A 21,271-nucleotide genomic window follows, 5' to 3' on the forward strand; every position below is an offset into this window, starting at 1 on the left:
CGCACCGCAGAGATGGGTCACCGCTTCATCCGCCAGTGCGGCCCAGATGGGTTCGGCCCGTACCTGTCGCAGGCAGACATGTGTCCCGATGAGGGCGGACATCGTCCAGGGAAAGCACCAGCCATTGCAATGAAACATGGGCAGGGTCCACAGGTAGACCGCGTGCTTGTTCATCGACGTGGTCAGCGCATTGCCCTGCGCCAGCAGATACGCGCCACGGTGATGCGAAACCACGCCCTTGGGGTCGCCGGTGGTGCCCGAGGTGTAGTTGATCGAGATTGCGTCCCACTCATCCTCTGGCATCAGCCAGGCAAACTCCGGATCTCCGTTGGCGAGAAATTCTTCGTAGTCGTCCATGCCGGACGGCGTGGAGTGGCCGTCAAACTCCGGGTCGACGCTCTGGATCAACACCGGATCGACCTTGGCGAGCTTCAGCGCCTCCTGCATCAGCGGCATGAATTCGGAATCCACGATCACCAGTTTCGACATCGCGTGATCGAGCTGAAATGCGATGATGGCGGCGTCGAGGCGGGTGTTGATCGAATGCAGCACCGCACCGGACATCGGTACGCCGTAATGGCATTCCAGCATCGTCGGCGTGTTCGGCAACAGCGCCGACACGGTATCGCCGCGCCCGATCCCGTGTTGGGCCAGTGCCGACGCAAGCCTGCGCGAACGGGCGTAGAACTCGGCATAGTTGCGCCGCAGCGCGCCGTGCACGATCGCGATATGCTGCGGAAACACGGTTGCCGCGCGTTCCAGAAAGCTCAGCGGGGTCAGCGGCTGATAGTTCGCCGGTGTCCGGTCCAGGTCGATGTTATAAGGGTTCTGCACCATGGGATCAGGCGTCCTGCCATTTGGGGCTGCGTTTCTCGATGAAGGCTCCGATACCCTCTTCGGCATCGCGGGCGAGCATGTTGTCGACCATGACCTGCGAGGCATAGTCGTAGGCCTGCGCCAGAGGCATCTCGCGCTGGGCGTAGAAGGCACGCTTGCCGGTGGCGAGCGTCAGCTGCGATTTCGAGGCGATCTTGGCGGCAATCTCCATCGTGGTGGCGCGCAAGGCCTCGGGAGCGACCACACGGTTCACCAGCCCAAATGCCTCGGCGCGGGCGGCCGGGACCATGTCGCCGGTCAGCAGCATCTCCATCGCATGCTTGTTCGAGACACTGCGCGACAGGGCCACCATGGGTGTCGAACAGAACAGCCCGATATGCACGCCCGGCGTGCTGAACCGCGCGGTGTCCGACGCGATGGCAAGATCGCAGCTTGCCACCAGCTGGCATCCCGCCGCCGAGGCGATGCCGTCGATCTCGGCGATCACAGGTTTGGGGCAGGTAACGATGGCCTGCATCACGCCCGAGCACATCGTCATGACCTTGGTGAAATAGGCGCGGCCCCGATCCGCATCATCGCGCCCGGCAGTCATTTCCTTCAGGTCATGACCTGCCGAAAAGGCCGGGCCATTGGCGGCCAGCACGATCACCCGTGTTGCTGGATCGGTTGAGGCGTCGGCAAATGCGGTTGCAAGGGCCACAAGCATCGACTCGGAGAGCGGATTGCGCCGCGCTCCGTCGTTCAGGGTCAGACGGAGGATGCCGTTTGCATCCAGATCGCGCAGCAGGATATCGCCGGTTTGCATGGGCCAGGGAACTTTCGCAGGTCAGAGGATGTTGATTTCGACGCTGTCGGCGAGCGTGTTGGCGATGAAGCAATAGCGATGGGCACGCTCCTGCATCTGCGCCAGTTCGGTGCCGCTGACCGAGAAACCGGTGTCGAAACGCACCACCGGATGCAGGTCGATGCGCGTCACAGACATCTGCCCACGTGGGTTCTTGCCCAGATGCGCCACCGCATAGTCGTGATAGCTTGCCACCGGCCAACCTGCCTTGGCGCAAAGCGCCAGGAAGGTCATCATGTGACAGCTCGAAAGCGCCGAGGCCAAGGCCTGTTCGGGGTTGGTGTTGGCGGGATCTCCGCCCCAGTCGGGGGCGGAGTCCACGGTGACGTCATACTGGCTGTTGTATTGAACCACATGCGCGTTCGAATAGGCGCCGGTCTGCAAGACCGGGGTCGCCCGGTGCCAGTGCAGCTGGATCGCGAGGTCGGACATGTCAGGTAACTCCGTTCCGGATCCGGCGCTCAGGCAGCGGCGATTTGCTTTTTCGGGTCGTAGAACGGGCGTTCGACCACGGTGGCGCGGGCCGGGCCGGATTTGGTCACGACCTCGACTTCGGTTCCCAGCGTGGCGTGTTCGGCCGCTACCATCGCCAGCGCGATGTTCCGTTCCAGACGCGGAGAGTAAACCGCCGAAGTGACCTTGCCGATCGTTTCGCCACCCTTGTTGATCGCCCAGAAGTTGGTGTTGGGCCCGCTGAACGGATCGCAGTCGATGATCAGGCCAACCTGCTGGCGGGCAACACCCTCTGTCTTGATACGACGCAGCGCCGCCTTGCCGATGAACTCGGCTTCCATGTCCAAGTTTACCAGACGATCAAAGCCCAGTTCGAACGGGTTCGTGTGAATGTCGGCGTCGGCATGGTAGGATAGCATCCCGCCTTCGATCCGCCGGATCGACGAGGTATGGCCGGGTTTCAGACCAAAGGGCAGGCCCGCAGCCATGATCCGCTCCCAGAGCGCGTCGCCCATCGATCCGTCGCGCAGGTAGATTTCGTAGCCCAGTTCGCTCGACCATCCGGTGCGCGACACGATCAGCGGCATCCCGTCGAGGTTCACCTCGCGCAGCCAATAATACTTGAGATCCATGATGTCGTCGCCGAAAAGCGCGCGCATGATCTCGCCCGATTTCGGGCCCTGCAGCTGAAGCGGTGACACGTCGGGTTCACCGATGGTCACGTCCATGCCCGAATGCACGGCAACGCCCTGCGCCCAAAGCAGGATGTCACTGTCGGCGAGCGAGATCCAGAAGTGGTTCTCGGCCAGCCGCAGCAGGATCGGATCGTTCAGGATGCCACCATCAGCATTGGTGATCAGGATGTATTTGCACTGGCCCACGGCCATCTTGGTCAGGTCACGCGGGGTCAGCATCTGAACGAATCGCGCCGCGTCGGGCCCGGTGATCTCGACCTGCCGCTCAACGGCGACATCGCACAGGATCGCGTCGTTCACGAGGTTCCAGAAGTTCTGTTCCGGGTTACCGAAATCGCGCGGAATGTACATGTGGTTGTAGACCGAGAATCCTTTCGCGCCCCAACGCACGGTGGCGTCGAAATAAGGAGATTTCCGGATTTGGGTGCCGAAGCCGAAATCGTCTGCCTGGGTCATGTCTGTCGCCTTTTTTGCACGGGACCGGTGTGATTGGCCGGTGTGGAAAACTGACGAGTGTCTAGTCCGAGAGATGGCTGGATAGTGGTCTGAAAAACGCGTGTAACTCAGCCTGATCGGACTGTTTTCCCACCCGATCCGGACCGTTCAGACGCGCGATGTCAGTTCGCGGCACGCGCTATAAGCATTGCGACACCGGGCGGCTGCGACTTGATTCTGCGGGTCGCGATGTAGGTCATGTAGCGGTCGATCCCGAGATCCGCCGACAGCAGCTGCTCCATCAAATCCTGAAACGCGGCGAGGTTGGCGGTGAACACGTGCATCACGTAGTCCATCCCGCCTCCGGTTGCGACACACTGGGTGATTTCGTCGATCCCTTTGATCAAGGCCTCGAAGCGATCGAAATCGGCCTTGCGGTGATGAGTCAGTGAAACCGTGACGATCACTTGGGTAAAATCGACAACCCGGTCCAGCGCGATGTCGGCATGATAGCCCAAGATGTAACCCGCCTCCCTGAGCCGGGTTAAACGCGCCCAGCATGGCGTGGGTGACAGGTTCACGATCTCGGCCAGTCTGGTCTTGCTGAGTTGACCGTGTTTCTGCACGGCAGAGAGAATCCGGATATCTGTCGCGTCGAGGCCAGATTTGTTCATTTCTTTGGAACCCGTGTTCGCCCTGTGCAGGGTATTCAGCACCGGGATCTTGGAACCGACATCTCGTTTCGCCGAATCACACTTGCGCCATGGACGAAAAGGTTAAGCTGACCGCTGGTCGGCATCAATCCGAGAGGGGCAAAACACTTTGCCCTCAGTGAAACGGTGCCACTGTTTTTTGTGCGGCATGGCGGGAGGCCCGCCATCGCGGGGGTCGGCGCCTACCTTTAGAAGCTGTGTCGAACCGAATTGGCCCGCGCGCCCTGAGAGCGTCCTCGGTCGCCAGACCTCGCGCGAATGGGTCCGCAACACCCGTCAGTGGGTTCGGGGACCAGTTTTTATGGTCCCCGAGGCGAGGTTAGTTTCCGCTCGGTTGCATGTCCGATCCACCGATCAAGCAGCGTCGGCCCTGTCGGTCAGGATCGCGGCGCGTAGGTCCGTGCGTATCTGGTCTGCCGCTGTGGCGTGACGCTCGCGGACGTGTCCATATCCGCGGATTTGGTCCGGCAGATTCAGCAGTTTGGTAATGGCCTCGGAATCGGCGGTAACGGAATTGGCCACGGCAAAATCAATATCGGCCTGATAATCCGCCAGCAGCTTTCGAGCCAGCCGGTTCTCGTCGGAGTTACGGAACGGGTCGAGGATCGTGCCGCGCAGCACACGCAGGCGATTCATCCAGGCAAAGAACCGCAGAGCCGTTTTGCCTTTCACCGGACCCTTGACCGCTTTACCGGTTTTTGGATCGGTGCCGCCGAAGGGCCAGGCACCGAAATGGAAGGTCAGTTCCATGTCGCCTTCGAAGGTCTCGGTCAGTGCCTTGCTGAACGCTGGCTTGGTGTAGAGCCGCGCTACCTCCCACTCGTCTTTCACCGCCATCAGTTTGTAGAGCCCGCGCGCGATCGCCAAAACGGCGGCATCCGGCAGGCCAGCGGTCCGAACCTCGTCGACGCGGTCGGCGTAGCGCTGGGCGAATTCGGCGTTCCGATAGGCGGTCAGTTCCTCAATCCGTCGGGCCACGACCTCGTCAAGAGAGAGTTCGCGATGGGTGTCGAGCTGCACCGGCGCATCGTCTCCCGCCAAGGTCCGGGCCTGTTCAGGGTCGGCGAGAGCCAGGCGTCCCAGATCAAAGGCCTGCTTGTTGCGGTCGACAGCAACGCCGTTCAGCTCAATGGCGCGGTGGATCGCTTCGAGTGACAGCGGGATGCCGCCCTGTTGCCACGAGGCCCCCATCAACACCATATTCGCAAAAACCCGGTCGCCCATTACCTTTTCCGCAAGGTCCTGCGCCGCCAGGCCGCGAGCTTTCGAACCCAGAACGCGGCTCATGCGCTCCAATTGCTCATCCCCGTTCAGCTGCCAGTCTGGGTTGCTTGCAAACTCGGACGTCGGCACCACCGTCGTGTCGGTCACCGCTACGGATTTGCCTGCGGTCAGCTTGGACAAAGCCTCGTCACCCGCCGCGACCACCAGATCGCAGCCGATCAGCGCATCGGCCTCGCCCGTGGCGATCCGGGTCGCGCGCATGTCCTCGGGTCGCGACGCGATCTTGATGTGGCTGTGGACCGCGCCGTATTTCTGCGCAAGCCCGGTGATGTCGAGGTTCGACGAGTAATACCCGTCCGCATGGGCGGCCACGGCGAGTGTCTGGCCAACGGTCACCACCCCGGCGCCGCCGATGCCCGAGACGAGGATCGACCACGACCCATCGATGGCCCGAGCGGCCGGTATCGGCAGGTGGCTTACGTCAATTTCGACCTCGGCGGCCTTGGCCCGACGCGGCCTGGCGCCGCTGATCGTCACAAATGACGGGCAGAATCCCTCGACGCAGGAGAAATCCTTGTTGCACGAGGATTGATTGATCCTGCGCTTGCGTCCGAACGAGGTTTCCAACGGTTCGATTGCCATGCAGGCCGAGACCGTCGAGCAATCGCCGCAGCCTTCGCAGACCTCAGGGTTGATGAATACCCGTTTGTCGGGGTCGGCCCACTTGCCGCGCTTGCGCAGGCGGCGGCGCTCGGTCGCGCAGGGCTGATCATAGATGATGACCGTTACACCCGGTTTCTGGCGCAATTCCTTCTGGACCATGTCCAGTTCGGTGCGCGGATGCACGCTCACGCCGAAACCCAGATCCTTGCCGTCGTATTTTTCGGGTTCATCGGCCACCAACGCGATCTGTCCGACCCCTTCGGCCTTGAGTTGGCGCACCATTTTCTCGGGGCTGATCTCACCATCATGCGGCTGGCCGCCGGTCATCGAGACAAACCCGTTGTGCAGCAGCTTGTAGGTGATCGGGGCGCCGGCCGCGACTGCGGCCCGGATCGCCATCAGCCCTGAATGGAAATAGGTACCGTCACCCATGTTGGCAAAGACATGTTGTTCATCGGTGAACGGGAACTGTCCCAACCACATCGCGCCCTCTCCGCCCATGTGGCTGACCGAGTTCGTCTTGGTCGGATCGCGCAGCATCGCCATCGTGTGACAACCGATCCCCGCCAGTGCCCGGCTGCCGTCGGTCACCTGTGTCGACCGTCCATGCGGGCAACCGGCACAGAATGACGGCAGCCGAAGCGCCCCTGTCCCGAGGGCGACCGGTGCCTCGGGGCTGTTCGGGAGCGACAGGCCGCTGCCTGGATCAGTTTCGTTCGCCACCCGCACCAGTACGCGGGTGATCAATCCCGGATCGATCTCGCCCGTATTCGGAAAGGCGCATTCGGCCGCATCGGGCGCATAGACCTGCCCGGCAAAGGTCTTGCCCACGATGCGCGGGGCCATCTCGGACCCGTAGAGGATCGCGCGAATCTGATCTTCGAGAAGCGGGCGCTTTTCCTCGACCACAATGATCGTGTCCAACCCCTTGGCAAAGTCGCGGATGATTTCGGCATCAAGCGGCCAGACCATCCCGACCTTGAGCCGCCTGACGGGCATGCCGCGGATCGTTCCGTCACGGTATCCCAAGCCTGCCAGCGCCTGCGCCAGGTCCTGCCAGGCTTTCCCTGCCGCGACGATGCCGATGCGCGCCGCCTCGGGGCCATCCAGCTGGTTGAGGCCATTTGCGCGCGCGTAGGCCAGCACCTTGTGCAGCTTGACGTCCCACAACAACCGTTCCTGCTCGGGCACAGGAATGAAGGGCTTGATCGACGTATCCGGTGTTTCGCCATCGGGCAGCACGATCGTCGGACTGTCGGGCGACACGTGGACAGAGCCGCCGCCCTCGACCACGTCGGTCACCAACTTCATCCCGGCAACGGTGCCGGAATAACGGCTCATGGCGATGCCGTGCAGACCCATGTCCAGCACATCCTGCGCATTGGCGGGCGCCAGCAGCGGCGCCCCAAGCGAGGCAAAGTTCAGATCCGAGTAGCAGGCCAGGGTCGAGGATTTCGCGCCGTGGTCATCACCCACCAGCAGCAGCGTACCGCCTTTGGGATTGGTCCCCGAAAGGTTGGCATGCCGGATCGGGTCCATCGATCGATCCAGCCCTGGCGCCTTGCCGTACCAGATCGAAAAGACCCCATCGACCCGTGCGCCAGGAAACAGTCCGACCATCTGCGCGCCCCAAGTGGCCGTGGCGGCGGTGTCTTCGTTCACGCCGGGCTGAAAAACGATGTTGTGTTCTTTGAGCACGGCTTCGGCCCGCCACAGATTCATGTCATAGGTGCCGACAGGCGAGCCACGATAGCCCGAGATATAGCCTCCCGTTTTCAGACCCTTCGCCATGTCCCGCTTGCGCTGCTGGATCGGAAGCCGCACCAGTGCCTGCATTCCGGTCATGTAGACCCAGCCTTCTTCCTTCGTAAGACGGTCTTCGAGGGTCATATCCAGGCGTTTGGCGGGGACATGAACAGTCATTGCGTCGTCCTTTCCTGTGTTCGGGTCGATCCAGTAGGCCCGAGATCGCGCTCGGGCGCAAATAGTGTGTCATCCGAATGCAGGATGTGGTCGAGAAATATTCGATGACAGCATCCTTGGCAGGCAGGTCAGCGGCCTGCCGATCCATCGACCCGCCCTTATTGAAATCGCTATCGGCTCAGCTGCAATCCGAAGGCCTCTGTTTGTCCGATATGCGGACATATGCACGGACCGCCTCGGTCATGCTGTCGAAAAGGTGCCCGTACCGCGTGTGGGCCCGGGACGCTGTCGTGTGAGGTGTGGTTTAATGAGTCCGTCAGGAAGCTTGTGGCGGGGCTAAAACCGCGATGTTGGCGACCGCCCTGTCAATGATCAGCAAGAGATCGGCGTTGGCGCCATCGGAAACCACGCACGGAGATGCGGGGCAGGGGGGCGCTCTTTCAATAGGCCTTTGAACCAACCAGCGTCATGGCCACCCTTCCATGGAGGCCGGACAGGCTGTCAGCCGGTAAAGAGGCCCTTGCCGCTCTATCGCACAACCAGAGAGTCGCGTCTTGTATGGTCCCTGGTCCGTTGGCGTCATGCCTGCGCACTCTGTTGCGGTTGCCGATCATACCGCCAACCCAAGTGCGCCTGTCATCGGTCTGAGGTTTGCCGTGGAACCTTTGCAAAAAGAGTTTCAGGTGTGCTCACCGCATGCTTTTCGCCTTCGTGTCGCGTGCGGCTCGCCGGAAACCAATGGGACCTGAGACCAGGGTCAATAGCTGTATTGCCCGTAAATCCGGGTCAGATTGCCGTTCCAGTCACCGTCAAAATGCTCGAGCAATTCGTCAGCGGGAACCTTGCCCGACTCGACGCTTTCCTTGAGCGCGTTCAGGAAATGGGTCTCGTCGGGCACGAGGCCACCCGCGCCGGGGCGTGCGCGCGCCTTCAACCCGGCCTCGGAAATCGCCAGAACTTCGCGTGCGAGGTCGTGCATGCGGACATCGCCAGCCTGCGCTTGCAGGCCCTGGCGGCTCGCCTCGATGCGCAGGGTGTCGCGCGTCTCGGCATCCCAACCCTTAACCAGGTCCCAAGCAGCATCCAATGCCGATTGGTCGTACATCAGCCCGACCCAGAAGGCGGGAAGCGCACAAAGCCTGCGCCACGGGCCACCGTCGGCACCTCGCATCTCGATGAATTTCTTGATCCGCGCCTCGGGGAAGAGCGTGGTCAGGTGATCGGCCCAATCGCTGAGCGTCGGCGTCTCGCCCGGCAACGCGGGCAGCTGACCCTTGAGGAAATCGCGGAAGGACTGGCCCAACGCGTTGATATACTTGCCGTCTCGGTAGACGAAATACATCGGAACATCGAGCGCGTATTGCACCCACCGTTCGAACCCGAACCCCTCTTCGAACACGAAGGGTACCATGCCGGTGCGGTCGTCATCCAGATGCCGCCAGACGCGGGCGCGCCAGCTTTTATGGCCGTTGGGCTTGCCTTCGAGGAAGGGCGAATTGGCAAAGAGCGCGGTGGCGACCGGTTGCAGCGCGATGGCGACGCGCAGTTTCTGCACCATGTCCACCTCGGAGGCGAAATCGAGGTTCACCTGAACGGTACAGGTGCGGCGCATCATGGTGGTGCCCGATGTGCCCACCTGTTGCATGTAATTGTCCATCAGCTTGTAGCGGCCCTTGGGCATCAGCGGCATCTGCTCATGGGTCCAGATCGGCGCGGCGCCAAGGCCGATGAAGCCGACGCCGATCTTGTCGGCGATATCCTTGACGTCGCGCAGGTGGTCGTTCACCTCGTCGCATGTCTGGTGGATGGTTTCCACCGGCGCGCCGCTGAGTTCCAGCTGGCCGCCCGGTTCAAGGCTGACATTGGCGCCGTCCTTGGTCAGGCCGATGAGCTTGCCGCCCTCTTCCAGCGGGGCCCAGCCGTGCAGGTCGCGCAGACCCTGGAGCACGGCGAGAATCGAACGCTCACCCTCGTAGGGAAGCGGTTTCAGCGTGTCCTTGCAGTAGCCGAATTTCTCGTGCTCGGTGCCGATGCGCCAGTCGGACTTGGGCTTGCAGCCCGAGGCAAGGTATTCGGCCAGCTGTTCGTGGCGTTCGATCGGTCCGCCGCCGGACTGGGGAATGGACATGCTCGGGCTCCGTCTTGGCTTTACTAGATCTGCCGACAAGTGGCACATTTGACGCAAGTGTCAATGGAATGGGGGGCAGAAACTCACGCGGTTGTGTTGGCCTGCCCATCACCGGAAATGATGCAACACTCCGACAGGATCAGTGCAATGGCAGCGCGGCAGGGCGTGAGGGTGTACGTTCCCAGATTACCACCGCATGGCGGGCTTCGGTATTCAACGCGGTCAGCATGCGCTCGGTCCTGAGACCGGGCAACGCCGAAAAACTGTCGAACAGGACCTCTGCCCCCTCGGCATTGACGGGGATGGCAAGCACGTCGCGCCCCTTTTGTTCCAGTAGCCAATGCGGCGGGGTGGCCGTGGGGTCAAAGGTCAGCCGCTCGATCTCGGCCGAAGCGACCGAACCGCCTCCGAGCGGCCCCATATAGGTGATCTCGCCCTCGTCCAGCAGCACGATGCCCGGACCGCCACCACCGGTGCGGAACCGTGCGCGCTGGACCCCGACGACCGCCAGTATCACGCCGGACGCCGCGACCGGCCAACCGGTCCAGCCCAACAGACCACCCGGTCCCGCGATCCAGCTGAACCCAAGAAGGACCAGCGCAAGCCCTGCGACCACCTCGCGCCAGCGCCACAGCGCTGCGCGCGCTTCGGGTCGGACAAAACTCATGCCCAATCCCCTAGCGCTTGTTGCCACAGGGTCATGGCCGCCACCGCCGCCGTATCGGCGCGCAGGATGCGGGGGCCAAGGCTTACCACATGGGCCTCGGTCATTGTGTGCAGGCGCTTGCGCTCGGCTTCGGAGAAGCCGCCTTCGGGGCCGATCAGGATGGCCCAGGGTTTGTTCCGCGCCTCCGAGGCGAGGCGCAGGGCGGACCCGGCCTCGGCCTCGTCGCAGAACATCAGCTGCCGCTCGGCGGGCCAGGTATCGAGCAGGCGGGAGAGTTTTTGGAGATCCGCTACCTCGGGCACGAAGGTGCCGCCGCATTGTTCGGTGGCCTCGATGGCGTGGGCCTGGAGCCGGTCTTGGCGGATGCGTTCGGAATTTGTGAAATCGGTCTGCACCGGCACGATCCGGGCAGCCCCCATCTCGGCCGCTTTCTCGACGATGAAGTCGGTACGTGCCTTCTTGATCGGCGCGAAGAGCAGCCACAGGTCGGGCGGCAATTGAAGCGGTCTGGTCTGCGTCTCGCAAACCAGCGTGCCGCCGCGCTTGCCGGCCTCGGTTACATGAGCCAGCCATTCGCCGTCGCACCCGTTGAACAGGGCCACCGGATCGCCGACACCCAGCCGCATCACCCCAAACAGGTAATGGGCTTGATCGCGCGACACCTGAACCGGTTGCCCCTGGCCCAGCGCCTGCTCTACATACAGTCTGATCTTTGCACTCATGGAAGACTACATATGCAAGGCCAAGCCCCAACACCAGATGGTCAGGTTGCCGATGCGGTGACCGGCAACTGGGTCGATATCCATGCCCCGGCCTGGTCGCGCCCCTATCTCAGGCTCAGCCGGGCCGATCGGCCCATCGGCACCTGGTTGTTGTTGATCCCCTGCTGGTGGGGGTTGGCGCTGGCCATGCTTGACGGGCAGGATGCGCGCTGGGGCGATCTGTGGATCGCCGTCGGTTGCGGGATGGGCGCGTTCCTGATGCGGGGCGCGGGCTGTACCTGGAACGACATCACCGACCGAGAGTTCGACGGGCGGGTCGAGCGCACGCGCTCGCGCCCGATCCCATCGGGGCAGGTGAGCGTGCGGATGGCGGTGGTCTGGATGGTGGCGCAGGCGCTGTTGGCGCTGATGATCCTGCTGACGTTCAATCGAGCGGCCATTGCCATGGGCGTGCTGTCGTTGTTGCCGGTGGCGATCTATCCCTATGCGAAACGCTTCACCTGGTGGCCGCAGGTCTTTCTGGGGTTGGCGTTCAACTGGGGCGCGCTGTTGGCCTGGACGGCGCATTCCGGCTCGTTGGGATGGGGCGCGGTGTTCCTCTATCTGGCGGGTATTGCCTGGACGCTATTCTATGACACCATCTATGCCCATCAGGATACGGAGGACGACGCGCTGATCGGGGTCAAGTCGACCGCCCGGCTGTTTGGCGACCAGACGCCGCGCTGGATGGCCTATTTCCTGGTCGCAACCGTCAGCCTGATGGGGATCGCCGTGATCGAGGCGGCGTTGCCCGATGCCTCGATCCTGGCGTTGGTGCTGGCGCTTGCAGGGCCTTGGGCGATGGGCTGGCATATGGCGTGGCAGCTGCGCGGGCTGGACCTGAATGACAATGGCAAACTGTTGCAGCTGTTCCGGGTCAATCGCGACACCGGCCTGATTCCGCTCATCTTCTTTCTGGTTGCACTGCTCGCATGATTGCACCACCGACCCTTGAGAGTTAAGAACTCTGCCAAAGACCGGAGAGACACGACCTGCTCATGCGACTTCCCCTGACCCTCGTGGTCGCGCTGACCTTTGTTCTGGCTGCGGCGTTGTGCGGTGTCGCCGCCAGTTTTGCGGTGTCCGCTGTCGAGGAAAACTCGGAAATCGCCGTGCGCCGCGCCCTGGACCTGAAGGGGCACGACTGGGCCGAGGTCGAGGCCGACGGGTTGCAGGTCAAGATGACCGGCATGGCCCCCGACGAGGCGACACGGTTCAACGCGCTGTCGGTGGTCGGAGGCGAGGTTGACGCCTCGCGCGTGATCGACCTGATGCAGGTACGACCCTCGGCAGGCCTGGCGGCTCCGAAATTCTCCATCGAAATCCTGCGCAATGATTCCGGTGTCTCGATCATCGGGTTGGTGCCCGCCTCGATGAACCGGCAGGCGTTGCTGAATGCGCTCAAGCGGCTGGCCGACGGGCAGCAGGTCGCCGACCTCTTGGAGACCGCGAGCTATCCGGTGCCCGATGGCTGGCAGGATGCGCTGGACTATGCCGTGGTCGCTCTGGGTATGCTGCCGCGCTCGAAGATCTCGGTCAGCGCCGGGCGGGTGACGGTACGCGCCATCTCGGACAGCGGTGCGGACAAGAGACGGCTGGAACAGGCGCTGAACCGTGCCGCGCCGCCTTCGCTGCGGATCGGCCTTGATATCGCGGCCCCGCGTCCGGTACTGACGCCGTTCACCCTGCGATTCCTGATCGACGAGGAGGGCGCCCGCTTCGATGCCTGCGCCGCCGACACCGAGGCCGCCCGCGACCGTATCCTGAACGCCGCCCGCAATGCAGGGATGCAGGGCAATGCTTCGTGCACCATCGGGATGGGCGTACCGTCGCCCCGCTGGGCCAAGGCCGCCGAGTTGAGCCTTGCCGCACTGGCCGAACTGGGCCGGGGCACGGTGACCATCGCCGATGCCGACATTACGCTGGTCGTTGCGCCGGGCACCGACCCAGCTCTGTTCGACCGGGTCGTCGGAGAGTTGGAAGCCGGCTTGCCCGATGTGTTTGCCCTGCACGCGGTCCTGCCCGAACCCGAAACCAAGAAGGCCATCGGCCCGCCCGAGTTCACCGCCACGCTTAGCCCCGAAGGGCTGGTGCAGCTGCGCGGGCGCCTTGGCAGCGATTATGCCCGCGACATGGTGGACAGCTATGCCAAGGCGGCATTCGGGGCAAGAGCGGTCTATACCGCCGCGCGGATCGCTCCCGATCTGCCGGCGGACTGGCCCGTCCGGGTGCTGGCCGGGCTCGAGGCGCTGGCAACCTTGAAGAACGGTGCGTTGGTCGTGACACCCGATCAGGTAATGCTTCGGGGTACCACCCATGTGGAGGAGGCCAGTGCCGAGATTGCCCGGCTGTTGGCCGACAAGCTGGGTGAGAACCAGAATTTCGATCTGGAGATTACCTACGAAGAGCCGCCAGAGCCTGAGGAAACCAGCCTTGACCCGGACCGGTGCGAGGCGTTGCTGGCCGAGGTGCAAGCAAACGACAAGATCGCCTTCGAGCCGGGTTCCGCGACAATTGCGGCCAGTGCATCAGGTACCATGGACAGGATCGCGGACCTGCTGCAAAGCTGCGGCCCGATCCGTCTGGAAATCCAGGGTCACACCGACAGCCAGGGCCGCGAAGAAATGAACCAGCAGCTCAGCCAGGCCCGCGCCCAATCGGTTCTGAACGAGTTGCGGGCCCGCCGGGTGCTGACCGCAAGCTACGCCGCCGTCGGTTATGGCGAAAGCCAGCCGATCGCCGACAATGGCACCGAAGCGGGGCGCGAAGCCAACCGCCGCATCGAGTTCCACCTGATCCGACCGGAAACGGTGGACGATCACACGACCGCGCTGGAGCAGGTCGAGGCAGAACAATCCGCTGATGCGGAGGCTGAACAGAGCACCACCGGGGCCGCCGGGGAGGATCAGTAAGTGGATAGAACCAACTTCATCATCGCAACCGCCATCATCCTGTTTGTGGCCTTTTCCATGGGATGGTTCGCGAACTGGTTGGTGCACCGGTTCACCCGCGTCCGGCAAAGCGATGTGGCCGATCTGGACCGAATGAGCCAGGAGTTGCACGAGGCCGAGGAGGCCCGCGATCAGGCGATCACCTATCTGCAGCAGCGCGAGGCGGAACTGACCAACCAGCTGACCCAGACCGAGGCGGAACTGGCTGCAGCGATGGACGGGTTGCGCGCGGCCCGGCAAGAGGCCGAAGAGCTGCGCCATCATCGCGGCTGAGCGATCGGCGCGAGGTGCCTACCAGCGGGTCAGGGCGTCTTCATCCTCGTCCTTGGCGGCGACCCAGCCTGCGCCAGCCCCGGTGATTTCCTTTTTCCAGAACGGCGCGCGGGACTTCAGATAGTCCATCAGGAATTCGGCAGCCTCGAACGCATCCTTGCGATGGGGTGCGGCGGTGGCGACCATCATGATCCGATCACCCGGCGACAATCGGCCAAAGCGATGGATCACCAGCACGTCGCCCAATGACCAGCGCTCTTGCGCCTCTGATGCGATCCTGGTCAGTGCCTTTTCGGTCATGCCCGGATAATGCTCGATCTCCATCACATCCAGATCGCCCTGCGCCAGATCGCGCACCACGCCGGTAAAGGTCACGATGGCGCCCATGCCGGTATCGGCGGCGGCAAAGGCGTTGGCCTCGGCGCCAAGGTCAAAGGGTTCCTTCTGGACCAGCACCCGCATCGGACTCAGCCTCCGGTCATCGGCGGAAAAAAGGCCACTTCGCGCACGCCGCTGAGCGATGCGTCGAAATCGGCCAAATCCTGATCCAGCGCCACCCGCAGGGCGCTCAGATCGGCGAATGCCGCCTCGTAACGCGGCTCGCGGGCGCACAACTCCTCGACCAGTTGCGCCACGGTCTCGGCCCCGGTTTCGACCCGCTCTCGCGGCACACCGATCCGCTCGCGGACCCAGGCGAAATAGAGAACATCCATCAGCGCGTCTCCCTCAGGTGCGGCATGGCTTTACGTAGGTAGTCAAAGCCTGTGATCAATGTCAGCGCCGCCGCGACCCACAACAGCCACAGGCCCACGCGTCCGGACCAGATCATGCCATCCAGCTTCCAACGCAGGCCGTGCAGGTCCGCGACCTCGCCCGCCATGATCTGATCGACGATCCCCTGATCCATGCCGAACGAGGACATCACCAGGTAGTGTTCGAAAATGCCCTGGCTGAACAGCACCGCGATGGCGATCATCTGGGTCGTGGTCTTCCACTTGGCCAGCTTGGTTACCTTGAGCGTACCGGCCACATCACCGAGATATTCGCGCAGACCCGAGACAAAGACCTCGCGGAACAGGATCACCGTGGCGGGCAATACCAGCCAAGGTGTCCAATGTTCTGTTGAATAACCCACAAGGATCATCAGCGCGATCACCACCATCGCCTTGTCGGCGATCGGATCCATCATCGCGCCCATCTTGGTTTCCTGTTTCCAGGCCCTTGCCAGATAGCCGTCGAACCAGTCGGTGACGGCCGCCGAAACGAACAGGATCAGCGCGAACCAGTCGGCATAGGGCCGCGTGAAATAGAGAAACATGACTGCCAGGCCGGGCGCGGCAAGCAGGCGCAGCAGGGTCAGGATATTGGGCAGGTTCCACTTCATGCGCTGGGTTTATCCTGCCCCGAGCGAATGGGAAAGAGGACAGAAGCACCGCATATCTCAGACAACCGCGCGCAACTGTTCGATCAGGCGATAGCGCAGGCCAAAGGCGCGGTCGCTGGTGGGGTCCGCCTCGGATGCCATCCAGGCCACGACCAGGTCGCGGGCTGGATCGGCAAAGAGGTATTGACCGTGGATGCCCATGCCATGGATCAGCGGTTTGGCTCCGGGGTGGATATACCACTTGCTGCGATAGACCATGTCATATTCCGCGAAACGGTCGGCGAAATCACCGGTCGCCCAGGCCTCCGGATCACCCTGCGTGGCGATATCGTCCAGCCAGTCGGCGGGGATCACCTGACGCCCGTCCGCGCGTGCGCCGCCCCGGCAGATCAACTGCCCCACCCGCGCCAGATCGCGGGCGGTGACGCACATACCACCCGCCGCCCGTGGCCCGCCGATACGGTCGACAGTGATATAGGCCGCCTGCTCTGCGCCCATCGGCCGCCACAGATGTTCGGACATCAGGTCGGCATAGCGCAGCCCCGCCGCCCGTTCGAACACCCAGGCCAAAAGGTCGGTTACCGGCGAGACATAGTGAAACCGCCCGCCATGCGGACCGTCACGCTCGGTCAGCATCTGCTGGAACCCGCGCAGATCGGGTACCGTGTCACCCGGCTCGACCACGTTCCAGTTGGCCGCCTTGCGATAGGCGATGATCGGGCCGGTGGTGGCGGTGTAGTCTTCGGAGAACGCGACCCCCACCCGCATATCCAGCGCCTGTCGCACCGTCGCACCGGCATAGGCGGTTTCTCCCTGCTCGGGAACATAGTCGGTGATTGCCGCATTCAGGTCCAACAGCCCCTTGTCCGCCAGAATCCCGGCCAGGAGGCCCAGCACGGATTTCGAGACCGACATCAGGATATGCGGATCATCGGCCCCCATGCCGTTGCGATAGACCTCGTGCACGACACGGCCCTGATGCAGCACGACCAGCGCATCGGTGCAGGTGGGTGCAAGGATATCGCTCAGCGTATCCTCGGAAAGCAGCGGCGCACCCTGCTCCAGCGCCCACACATCGCCCGGCGCATTGGCGATCCGGGCCGAAGGCACGATCTCGCGCACATGATGAAAGGCCCAGGCCGAATAGGGTCGGGTGCGCCAGTTCGCCAATGTGGCGCGGTCGGCCTCGGCTGGCGGAAACCCCTGCATCAATGTCATCGAAACGTCCTCCCCGCGTCAGCCAAGCGCAGGGCAAAGCAAATGGCAAGTCAGCTTTCGTGGAAGAAGTCGTAGATTTTCTGCGCCAGCCCCTCGGAGACACCTTCGACCGCGGTCAGGTCGGCCAGATCGGCGCGGCTCACCGCCTTGGCGCTGCCGAAATGCGCAAGCAGCGCGCGTTTGCGGGCGGCACCGACGCCGGGGATATCGTCGAGCGGGGTTGCGCTGACCGCTTTTGCCCGCTTGGCCCGGTGGGTGCCGATGGCAAAGCGGTGCGCCTCGTCCCGCAGCCGCTGGATGAAATACAGCACCGGATCGTTGCGTTTCAGGGCAAAGGGGCGCTGCCCGATGCGGTGGAACTCTTCCTTGCCGTGGTCACGGTCGATGCCCTTGGCGACGCCCACCATCGGAATATCCTCGACCCCGTGCGCCACCATGATCTCCTGCACCGCGCTGACCTGCCCGGCGCCGCCGTCGATCAGCAACAGATCGGGCCACAGCCCCTTGTCACGGTCGGGATCCTCTTTCAGCAGGCGGGTAAACCGGCGGGTCAGAACTTCTTTCATCATGCCGAAATCGTCACCGGGGGTCAGGTCATCGCCCCGGATGTTGAACTTGCGGTACTGGTTCTTCATCAGCCCCTCAGGTCCCGCCACGATCATGCCGCCCACTGCATTGGTGCCCTGGATATGGCTGTTGTCATAAACCTCGATCCGCTGGGGCGGGCCATCCAGGTCGAACGCCTCGGCCAGCCCGCGCAACAGCTTGGCCTGAGTGGCGCTTTCCGACATCCGCCGGGCCAGCGACTCCCGCGCGTTGCGCAGCGCGCCCGAAACCAGTTCGGCCTTTTCGCCGCGCTGGGGTACCAGCAGTTCCACTTTGCGCCCGGCCTTCTCGCTCAGCGCCTCGGTCATCAGGTCTGCATTCTCGATCGCGTCCGACAGGATCAGCTGCCGGGGCGGTTCCTTGTTGTCATAGAACTGGCCCAGAAAGGCCTCCATCGCCTCGGCCGCCGAGACGTCCTCGCCCACGCGGGGATAGAAATCGCGGTTGCCCCAGTTCTGGTTGGCCCGGATGAAAAAGACCTGCACGCAGGCCTGGCCGTTCTCCAGATGCAGGGCCACCACATCCGCTTCGGCCACGCCGCGCGGGTTGATGCCCTGTGCGCCCTGCACCGTGGTCAAGGCCCGGATCCGGTCGCGCAACGCCGCTGCACGTTCGAACTCCATCGCCTCGGACGCTTCCATCATCTGGTCCGCCAGTTCCTCTTGCACTCGGGTCGAGCGGCCCGAAAGGAAGCGTTCAGCATCCTTAACGGCGGCGGCATAATCGGTCTCGGATATCAGCCCCACGCAGGGCCCCGAACACCGCTTGATCTGGTAGAGCAGGCAGGGCCGGGTGCGGCTGTCGAACACCGCATCGGTGCAGTTGCGCAGCAGGAACGCCTTTTGCAATTGGTTCAGGGTGCGATTGACCGCACCGGCACTGGCGAAGGGGCCGAAATAGGTGCCCTTTTCCTTTTTCGCGCCCCGATGTTTCTTGATCTGCGCAAAGGGATGGTCCTTGGCCACCAGGATATTGGGAAAGCTTTTGTCATCCCTGAGCAGCACGTTGTATTTTGGCTTGAGCTGTTTGATCAGGTTCTGTTCCAGCAGCAGCGCTTCGGTCTCGGTGCGCGTGGTCAGGAACATCATCGAGGCGGTCTCGCGGATCATCCGCTCGATTCTTGGACTATGGCCGGGGCGGGCATAGTTCGACACTCGGGCGCGCAGGTTGCGCGCCTTGCCGACATAGAGCACCCGCGCCTGCGCATCGAGCATCCGGTAGACACCGGGCGCGCCGGTCAGACTGCGCAAATAGTCCTGGATACAAGCATATCCGGTGGCCGGGGAATCAGGTTGGGACGGGTTCGTGTCTTGCATGGGACCGAGATATGATTCTCTGGACCCGGCTGCAATCTTGTGGCGTCCGTTTCAAGAGGAAACAAATCCACGGATTGTGTGGATAAGTCTGAAGACAAGTTTACGACACGTGGAAATTTCCCTTGTTTCGCGGGCAGTTTTCCGAGTTGCCTAAAAAATAGGCAGCACTGCAATCCTCTGATTTCAAAGAAAACTTTTCCAGATGCGCTGCAAGTAAATGAAAACAAAGGTCTTTTTGTAACGCTTTCGTTACGTCAACCAAGCCGGTGCAAAACTTGCAGCCTGAACCTCTATTCAACCCCCAGAACATCAGGGGTGCGCCAACCCAGATGCTGACCGCCATCGACGCAAAGCAACTGCCCGGTGACCGCAGGGGCATCGAGGAAATATCCCAAGGCGGCGGTGATATCTTCGGCGTTGGCACCCCGGCCCGAGATGGTGCGGGCGCGCTGGCTTGCGAAATGTTCGGGCGACTGGCGGTGTCCCTTCAACGTCGGTCCGGGGCCGATCGCATTGACGCGGATCGCCGGTGTCAACGCTTGGGCGCTGGTTTGGGTCAGGGTCCACAGCGCGGCCTTGGCCAGCGTATAGGTCATGAATTCTGGCGTCAGCTTTCGCACGCGCATGTCGATCATGTTGATGATCAAACCGGTCGCCATGGGTTCGCCATTGTCGTCCGAGATCGCTTCCAATCCCTGCGCTGCCATCGCTTGGGTCAGCACGAAAGGGGCGCGCAGATTGCTTTCCATATGCCGGTCCCAGCTTTGCCGGCTGGCGCTGGTCAGGCTATCATATTCAAAGATCGAGGCATTGTTGACCAGACAGGTGACCGGGGCGCCCAGTGCCTCTGCTGCGCGGGGCAGCAGGGTCTGCATCTGGTCCTCATCCAGCAGATCGGCCTGAAGCGCCGTTGCGCGCTGGCCCAACCGCCGGATCCGCTCCGCAACTTCGGTCGCCTCGCTTTCGGAACTGGCAAAGTGCACCGCCACGTCATGGCCGCGCCCGGCAAGATAAAGCGCCATGGCTCGGCCCAGACGATGGCCAGCCCCGGTGACAAGAGCCAATGCCATGTCAGCACCTCTTTGTTGTGTGTCGTCTAGAGCAGGACGACAACGATATAGACGACATAGATGCCCGTCAGGAACACACCCCAGGTGCGGGTGATGTCCAACTTGAAGAACACGAACGGGATCAGCATCAGCGAAGACGCGAGCATCACCCAAAGATCGAACCGCAGGAACTCGGGATCAACCGGGATAGGGCCAAACAGCGTGGCCACACCGATGATGGCCAGCAGGTTGAACATGTTCGACCCGATCACGTTGCCCAGTGCCACGTCCGCCTGACGCCTGAGCGCGGCCATTACGGTGGTGGCCAGTTCGGGCAGCGAGGTGCCGACCGCCACCAGGGTCAGGCCGATCACAGTCTCGCTGACCCCGTAGGTACGCGCGATAATCGAGGCATTGTCGACCAGCAGATGCGCCCCCATCGGCAGGCCGATCAGGCCCAGCAGCAGATAGATCCCGATGCGCCACCACGGCATGTCGGGATCGGCCTCCTCCAATGCTTCCAGATCGTCATCGGCGCAGGGATCCCCGCAGGCTTTGCGATGGGCATGCGCCTCGCGAAAGGCATTGGCCAGCATCAACCCCAGACCGGTCAGCAGGATCAGGCCGCTGGTGGCGGTGAATGTGCCATAAAAGGCCAGCCCGATGAACAGGACCGAGGCCAGGATCATCAGCACATAGTTGCGCCTCGTATTGCACTCGCTGGTGTGCAGCGTCGCCAACAGGGCCGGCAGCCCCAGCACTAGAAGGATATTCGCGGTGTTCGACCCCACGACATTTCCCAGCGCGATGCCCGGCGCGTTTTCCTGCACGGCCTTGATCGAAATCAGCAGCTCCGGCGCCGAGGTACCGAAGGCGACGATGGTCAGACTGACGATCAGCGCCGGCACGCCCAGCCGCAGGCTGAGATTGACCGCGCCCCGTACCAGCGCGTCCCCGGCCAGAAGCAGGATGACCAGCCCCAGCGCCGATAGGATCCATGGCATCATGTGCGGCCTCCATGTCCACAGACGCAGGGGCCCTTGCCGATCCTGTAGCGCCCGCAACGCGGACATTTTGCCGATTTCAGCCGGGACGCGCCCGGAAACCGCAAACGTCCGAACATGGCGAGAA

Annotated in this window: 19 protein-coding genes; 3 read left to right on the forward strand and 16 right to left on the reverse strand. The window is 62.8% G+C overall.

What is annotated here, in order from left to right; all coding sequences use genetic code 11:
* From AC2FL1_RS16695 to AC2FL1_RS16735, 9 genes are all read right to left on the reverse strand, one after another.
* The coding region (locus tag AC2FL1_RS16695) for an AMP-binding protein (RefSeq protein WP_496877696.1) at window positions 1–837 on the reverse strand (837 nt) is incomplete at its 3' end.
* 4 nt (window positions 838–841) lie between these two features.
* The gene (locus AC2FL1_RS16700; RefSeq protein WP_496877697.1) at window positions 842–1,642 is read right to left on the reverse strand and encodes an enoyl-CoA hydratase; all 801 of its coding nucleotides are present in this window, start codon (window positions 1,640–1,642) and stop codon (window positions 842–844) included.
* Between the two features lie 21 nt (window positions 1,643–1,663).
* Window positions 1,664–2,113 (reverse strand): OsmC family protein, encoded by a 450-nt coding sequence (locus tag AC2FL1_RS16705; protein WP_496828387.1) that lies wholly within the window; start codon window positions 2,111–2,113, stop codon window positions 1,664–1,666.
* A gap of 29 nt (window positions 2,114–2,142) precedes the next feature.
* A complete protein-coding gene (locus AC2FL1_RS16710; RefSeq protein WP_496877698.1) occupies window positions 2,143–3,285 on the reverse strand; it encodes a glycine cleavage T C-terminal barrel domain-containing protein in 1,143 nt (380 codons plus the stop codon).
* 161 nt (window positions 3,286–3,446) lie between these two features.
* Window positions 3,447–3,938 carry an Lrp/AsnC family transcriptional regulator gene (locus AC2FL1_RS16715; RefSeq protein ID WP_496828383.1) on the reverse strand — a complete coding sequence of 164 codons (492 nt, stop codon included), beginning with the start codon at window positions 3,936–3,938 and terminating at the stop codon, window positions 3,447–3,449.
* A gap of 393 nt (window positions 3,939–4,331) precedes the next feature.
* Entirely contained in the window at window positions 4,332–7,787 is a 3,456-nt protein-coding gene (locus AC2FL1_RS16720; RefSeq protein ID WP_496877699.1) for an indolepyruvate ferredoxin oxidoreductase family protein, read from the reverse strand.
* A 757-nt stretch (window positions 7,788–8,544) separates the two neighbouring features.
* On the reverse strand, window positions 8,545–9,915 hold the full coding sequence (locus AC2FL1_RS16725; protein ID WP_496877700.1) for a glutamate--cysteine ligase: 1,371 nt from the start codon (window positions 9,913–9,915) through the stop codon (window positions 8,545–8,547).
* Window positions 9,916–10,054: 139 nt separating this feature from the next.
* Entirely contained in the window at window positions 10,055–10,582 is a 528-nt protein-coding gene (locus AC2FL1_RS16730) for a hypothetical protein (RefSeq protein ID WP_496877701.1), read from the reverse strand.
* Window positions 10,579–11,304, reverse strand: a complete 726-nt coding sequence (locus AC2FL1_RS16735; RefSeq protein WP_496877702.1) for a 16S rRNA (uracil(1498)-N(3))-methyltransferase — start codon at window positions 11,302–11,304, stop codon at window positions 10,579–10,581. Before AC2FL1_RS16735 ends, AC2FL1_RS16730 begins: the two co-directional genes overlap by 4 nt.
* 12 nt (window positions 11,305–11,316) lie before the next feature.
* On the opposite strand from AC2FL1_RS16735, the gene ubiA reads away from it, so the two are divergent.
* The 3 genes from ubiA (at window position 11,317) to AC2FL1_RS16750 (ending at window position 14,567) form a co-directional block, all read left to right on the forward strand.
* Window positions 11,317–12,279, forward strand: coding sequence for a 4-hydroxybenzoate octaprenyltransferase (gene ubiA, locus AC2FL1_RS16740; protein WP_496877703.1), 963 nt, complete (start codon window positions 11,317–11,319; stop codon window positions 12,277–12,279).
* 62 nt (window positions 12,280–12,341) lie between these two features.
* Window positions 12,342–14,255 carry an OmpA family protein gene (locus tag AC2FL1_RS16745; protein WP_496877704.1) on the forward strand — a complete coding sequence of 638 codons (1,914 nt, stop codon included), beginning with the start codon at window positions 12,342–12,344 and terminating at the stop codon, window positions 14,253–14,255.
* Window positions 14,256–14,567 carry a hypothetical protein gene (locus AC2FL1_RS16750; RefSeq protein ID WP_234142427.1) on the forward strand — a complete coding sequence of 104 codons (312 nt, stop codon included), beginning with the start codon at window positions 14,256–14,258 and terminating at the stop codon, window positions 14,565–14,567. It begins immediately after the preceding gene.
* Between the two features lie 18 nt (window positions 14,568–14,585).
* Here the strand turns inward: AC2FL1_RS16750 and AC2FL1_RS16755 are convergent, their stop codons facing one another.
* The 7 genes from AC2FL1_RS16755 to AC2FL1_RS16785 form a co-directional block, all read right to left on the reverse strand.
* Entirely contained in the window at window positions 14,586–15,029 is a 444-nt protein-coding gene (locus AC2FL1_RS16755) for a molybdenum cofactor biosynthesis protein MoaE (protein WP_496825277.1), read from the reverse strand.
* 5 nt (window positions 15,030–15,034) lie between these two features.
* Window positions 15,035–15,280, reverse strand: a complete 246-nt coding sequence (moaD, locus tag AC2FL1_RS16760) for a molybdopterin converting factor subunit 1 (protein WP_496877705.1) — start codon at window positions 15,278–15,280, stop codon at window positions 15,035–15,037.
* Window positions 15,280–15,951 (reverse strand): CDP-diacylglycerol--glycerol-3-phosphate 3-phosphatidyltransferase, encoded by a 672-nt coding sequence (gene pgsA, locus AC2FL1_RS16765; RefSeq protein WP_496825279.1) that lies wholly within the window; start codon window positions 15,949–15,951, stop codon window positions 15,280–15,282. Before pgsA ends, moaD begins: the two co-directional genes overlap by 1 nt.
* A gap of 57 nt (window positions 15,952–16,008) precedes the next feature.
* Window positions 16,009–17,169 (reverse strand): serine hydrolase domain-containing protein, encoded by a 1,161-nt coding sequence (locus tag AC2FL1_RS16770; protein ID WP_496825280.1) that lies wholly within the window; start codon window positions 17,167–17,169, stop codon window positions 16,009–16,011.
* Window positions 17,170–17,219: 50 nt separating this feature from the next.
* The gene (gene uvrC / locus AC2FL1_RS16775; protein WP_496877706.1) at window positions 17,220–19,091 is read right to left on the reverse strand and encodes an excinuclease ABC subunit UvrC; all 1,872 of its coding nucleotides are present in this window, start codon (window positions 19,089–19,091) and stop codon (window positions 17,220–17,222) included.
* Window positions 19,092–19,381: 290 nt separating this feature from the next.
* The gene (locus AC2FL1_RS16780) at window positions 19,382–20,245 is read right to left on the reverse strand and encodes an SDR family oxidoreductase (protein WP_496877724.1); all 864 of its coding nucleotides are present in this window, start codon (window positions 20,243–20,245) and stop codon (window positions 19,382–19,384) included.
* Window positions 20,188–21,147 (reverse strand): calcium/sodium antiporter, encoded by a 960-nt coding sequence (locus tag AC2FL1_RS16785; RefSeq protein WP_496825283.1) that lies wholly within the window; start codon window positions 21,145–21,147, stop codon window positions 20,188–20,190. Before AC2FL1_RS16785 ends, AC2FL1_RS16780 begins: the two co-directional genes overlap by 58 nt.
* Between the last annotated feature and the right edge of the window lie 124 nt (window positions 21,148–21,271).

The sequence above is a fragment of the Ruegeria sp. YKSF070 genome, from assembly GCF_059612725.1.

Bases quoted from the DNA above. Each gene is read 5' to 3' on its own strand.
- AC2FL1_RS16700 (WP_496877697.1), bottom strand. From the start codon at position 1,642: ATGCAAACCGGCGATATCCTGCTGCGCGATCTGGATGCAAACGGCATC.
- AC2FL1_RS16705 (WP_496828387.1), bottom strand. From the start codon at position 2,113: ATGTCCGACCTCGCGATCCAGCTGCACTGGCACCGGGCGACCCCGGTC.
- AC2FL1_RS16710 (WP_496877698.1), bottom strand. From the start codon at position 3,285: ATGACCCAGGCAGACGATTTCGGCTTCGGCACCCAAATCCGGAAATCT.
- AC2FL1_RS16715 (WP_496828383.1), bottom strand. From the start codon at position 3,938: ATGAACAAATCTGGCCTCGACGCGACAGATATCCGGATTCTCTCTGCC.
- AC2FL1_RS16720 (WP_496877699.1), bottom strand. From the start codon at position 7,787: ATGACTGTTCATGTCCCCGCCAAACGCCTGGATATGACCCTCGAAGAC.
- AC2FL1_RS16725 (WP_496877700.1), bottom strand. From the start codon at position 9,915: ATGTCCATTCCCCAGTCCGGCGGCGGACCGATCGAACGCCACGAACAG.
- AC2FL1_RS16730 (WP_496877701.1), bottom strand. From the start codon at position 10,582: ATGAGTTTTGTCCGACCCGAAGCGCGCGCAGCGCTGTGGCGCTGGCGC.
- AC2FL1_RS16735 (WP_496877702.1), bottom strand. From the start codon at position 11,304: ATGAGTGCAAAGATCAGACTGTATGTAGAGCAGGCGCTGGGCCAGGGG.
- ubiA (WP_496877703.1), top strand. From the start codon at position 11,317: ATGCAAGGCCAAGCCCCAACACCAGATGGTCAGGTTGCCGATGCGGTG.
- AC2FL1_RS16745 (WP_496877704.1), top strand. From the start codon at position 12,342: ATGCGACTTCCCCTGACCCTCGTGGTCGCGCTGACCTTTGTTCTGGCT.
- AC2FL1_RS16755 (WP_496825277.1), bottom strand. From the start codon at position 15,029: ATGCGGGTGCTGGTCCAGAAGGAACCCTTTGACCTTGGCGCCGAGGCC.
- moaD (WP_496877705.1), bottom strand. From the start codon at position 15,280: ATGGATGTTCTCTATTTCGCCTGGGTCCGCGAGCGGATCGGTGTGCCG.
- pgsA (WP_496825279.1), bottom strand. From the start codon at position 15,951: ATGAAGTGGAACCTGCCCAATATCCTGACCCTGCTGCGCCTGCTTGCC.
- AC2FL1_RS16770 (WP_496825280.1), bottom strand. From the start codon at position 17,169: ATGACATTGATGCAGGGGTTTCCGCCAGCCGAGGCCGACCGCGCCACA.
- uvrC (WP_496877706.1), bottom strand. From the start codon at position 19,091: ATGCAAGACACGAACCCGTCCCAACCTGATTCCCCGGCCACCGGATAT.
- AC2FL1_RS16785 (WP_496825283.1), bottom strand. From the start codon at position 21,147: ATGATGCCATGGATCCTATCGGCGCTGGGGCTGGTCATCCTGCTTCTG.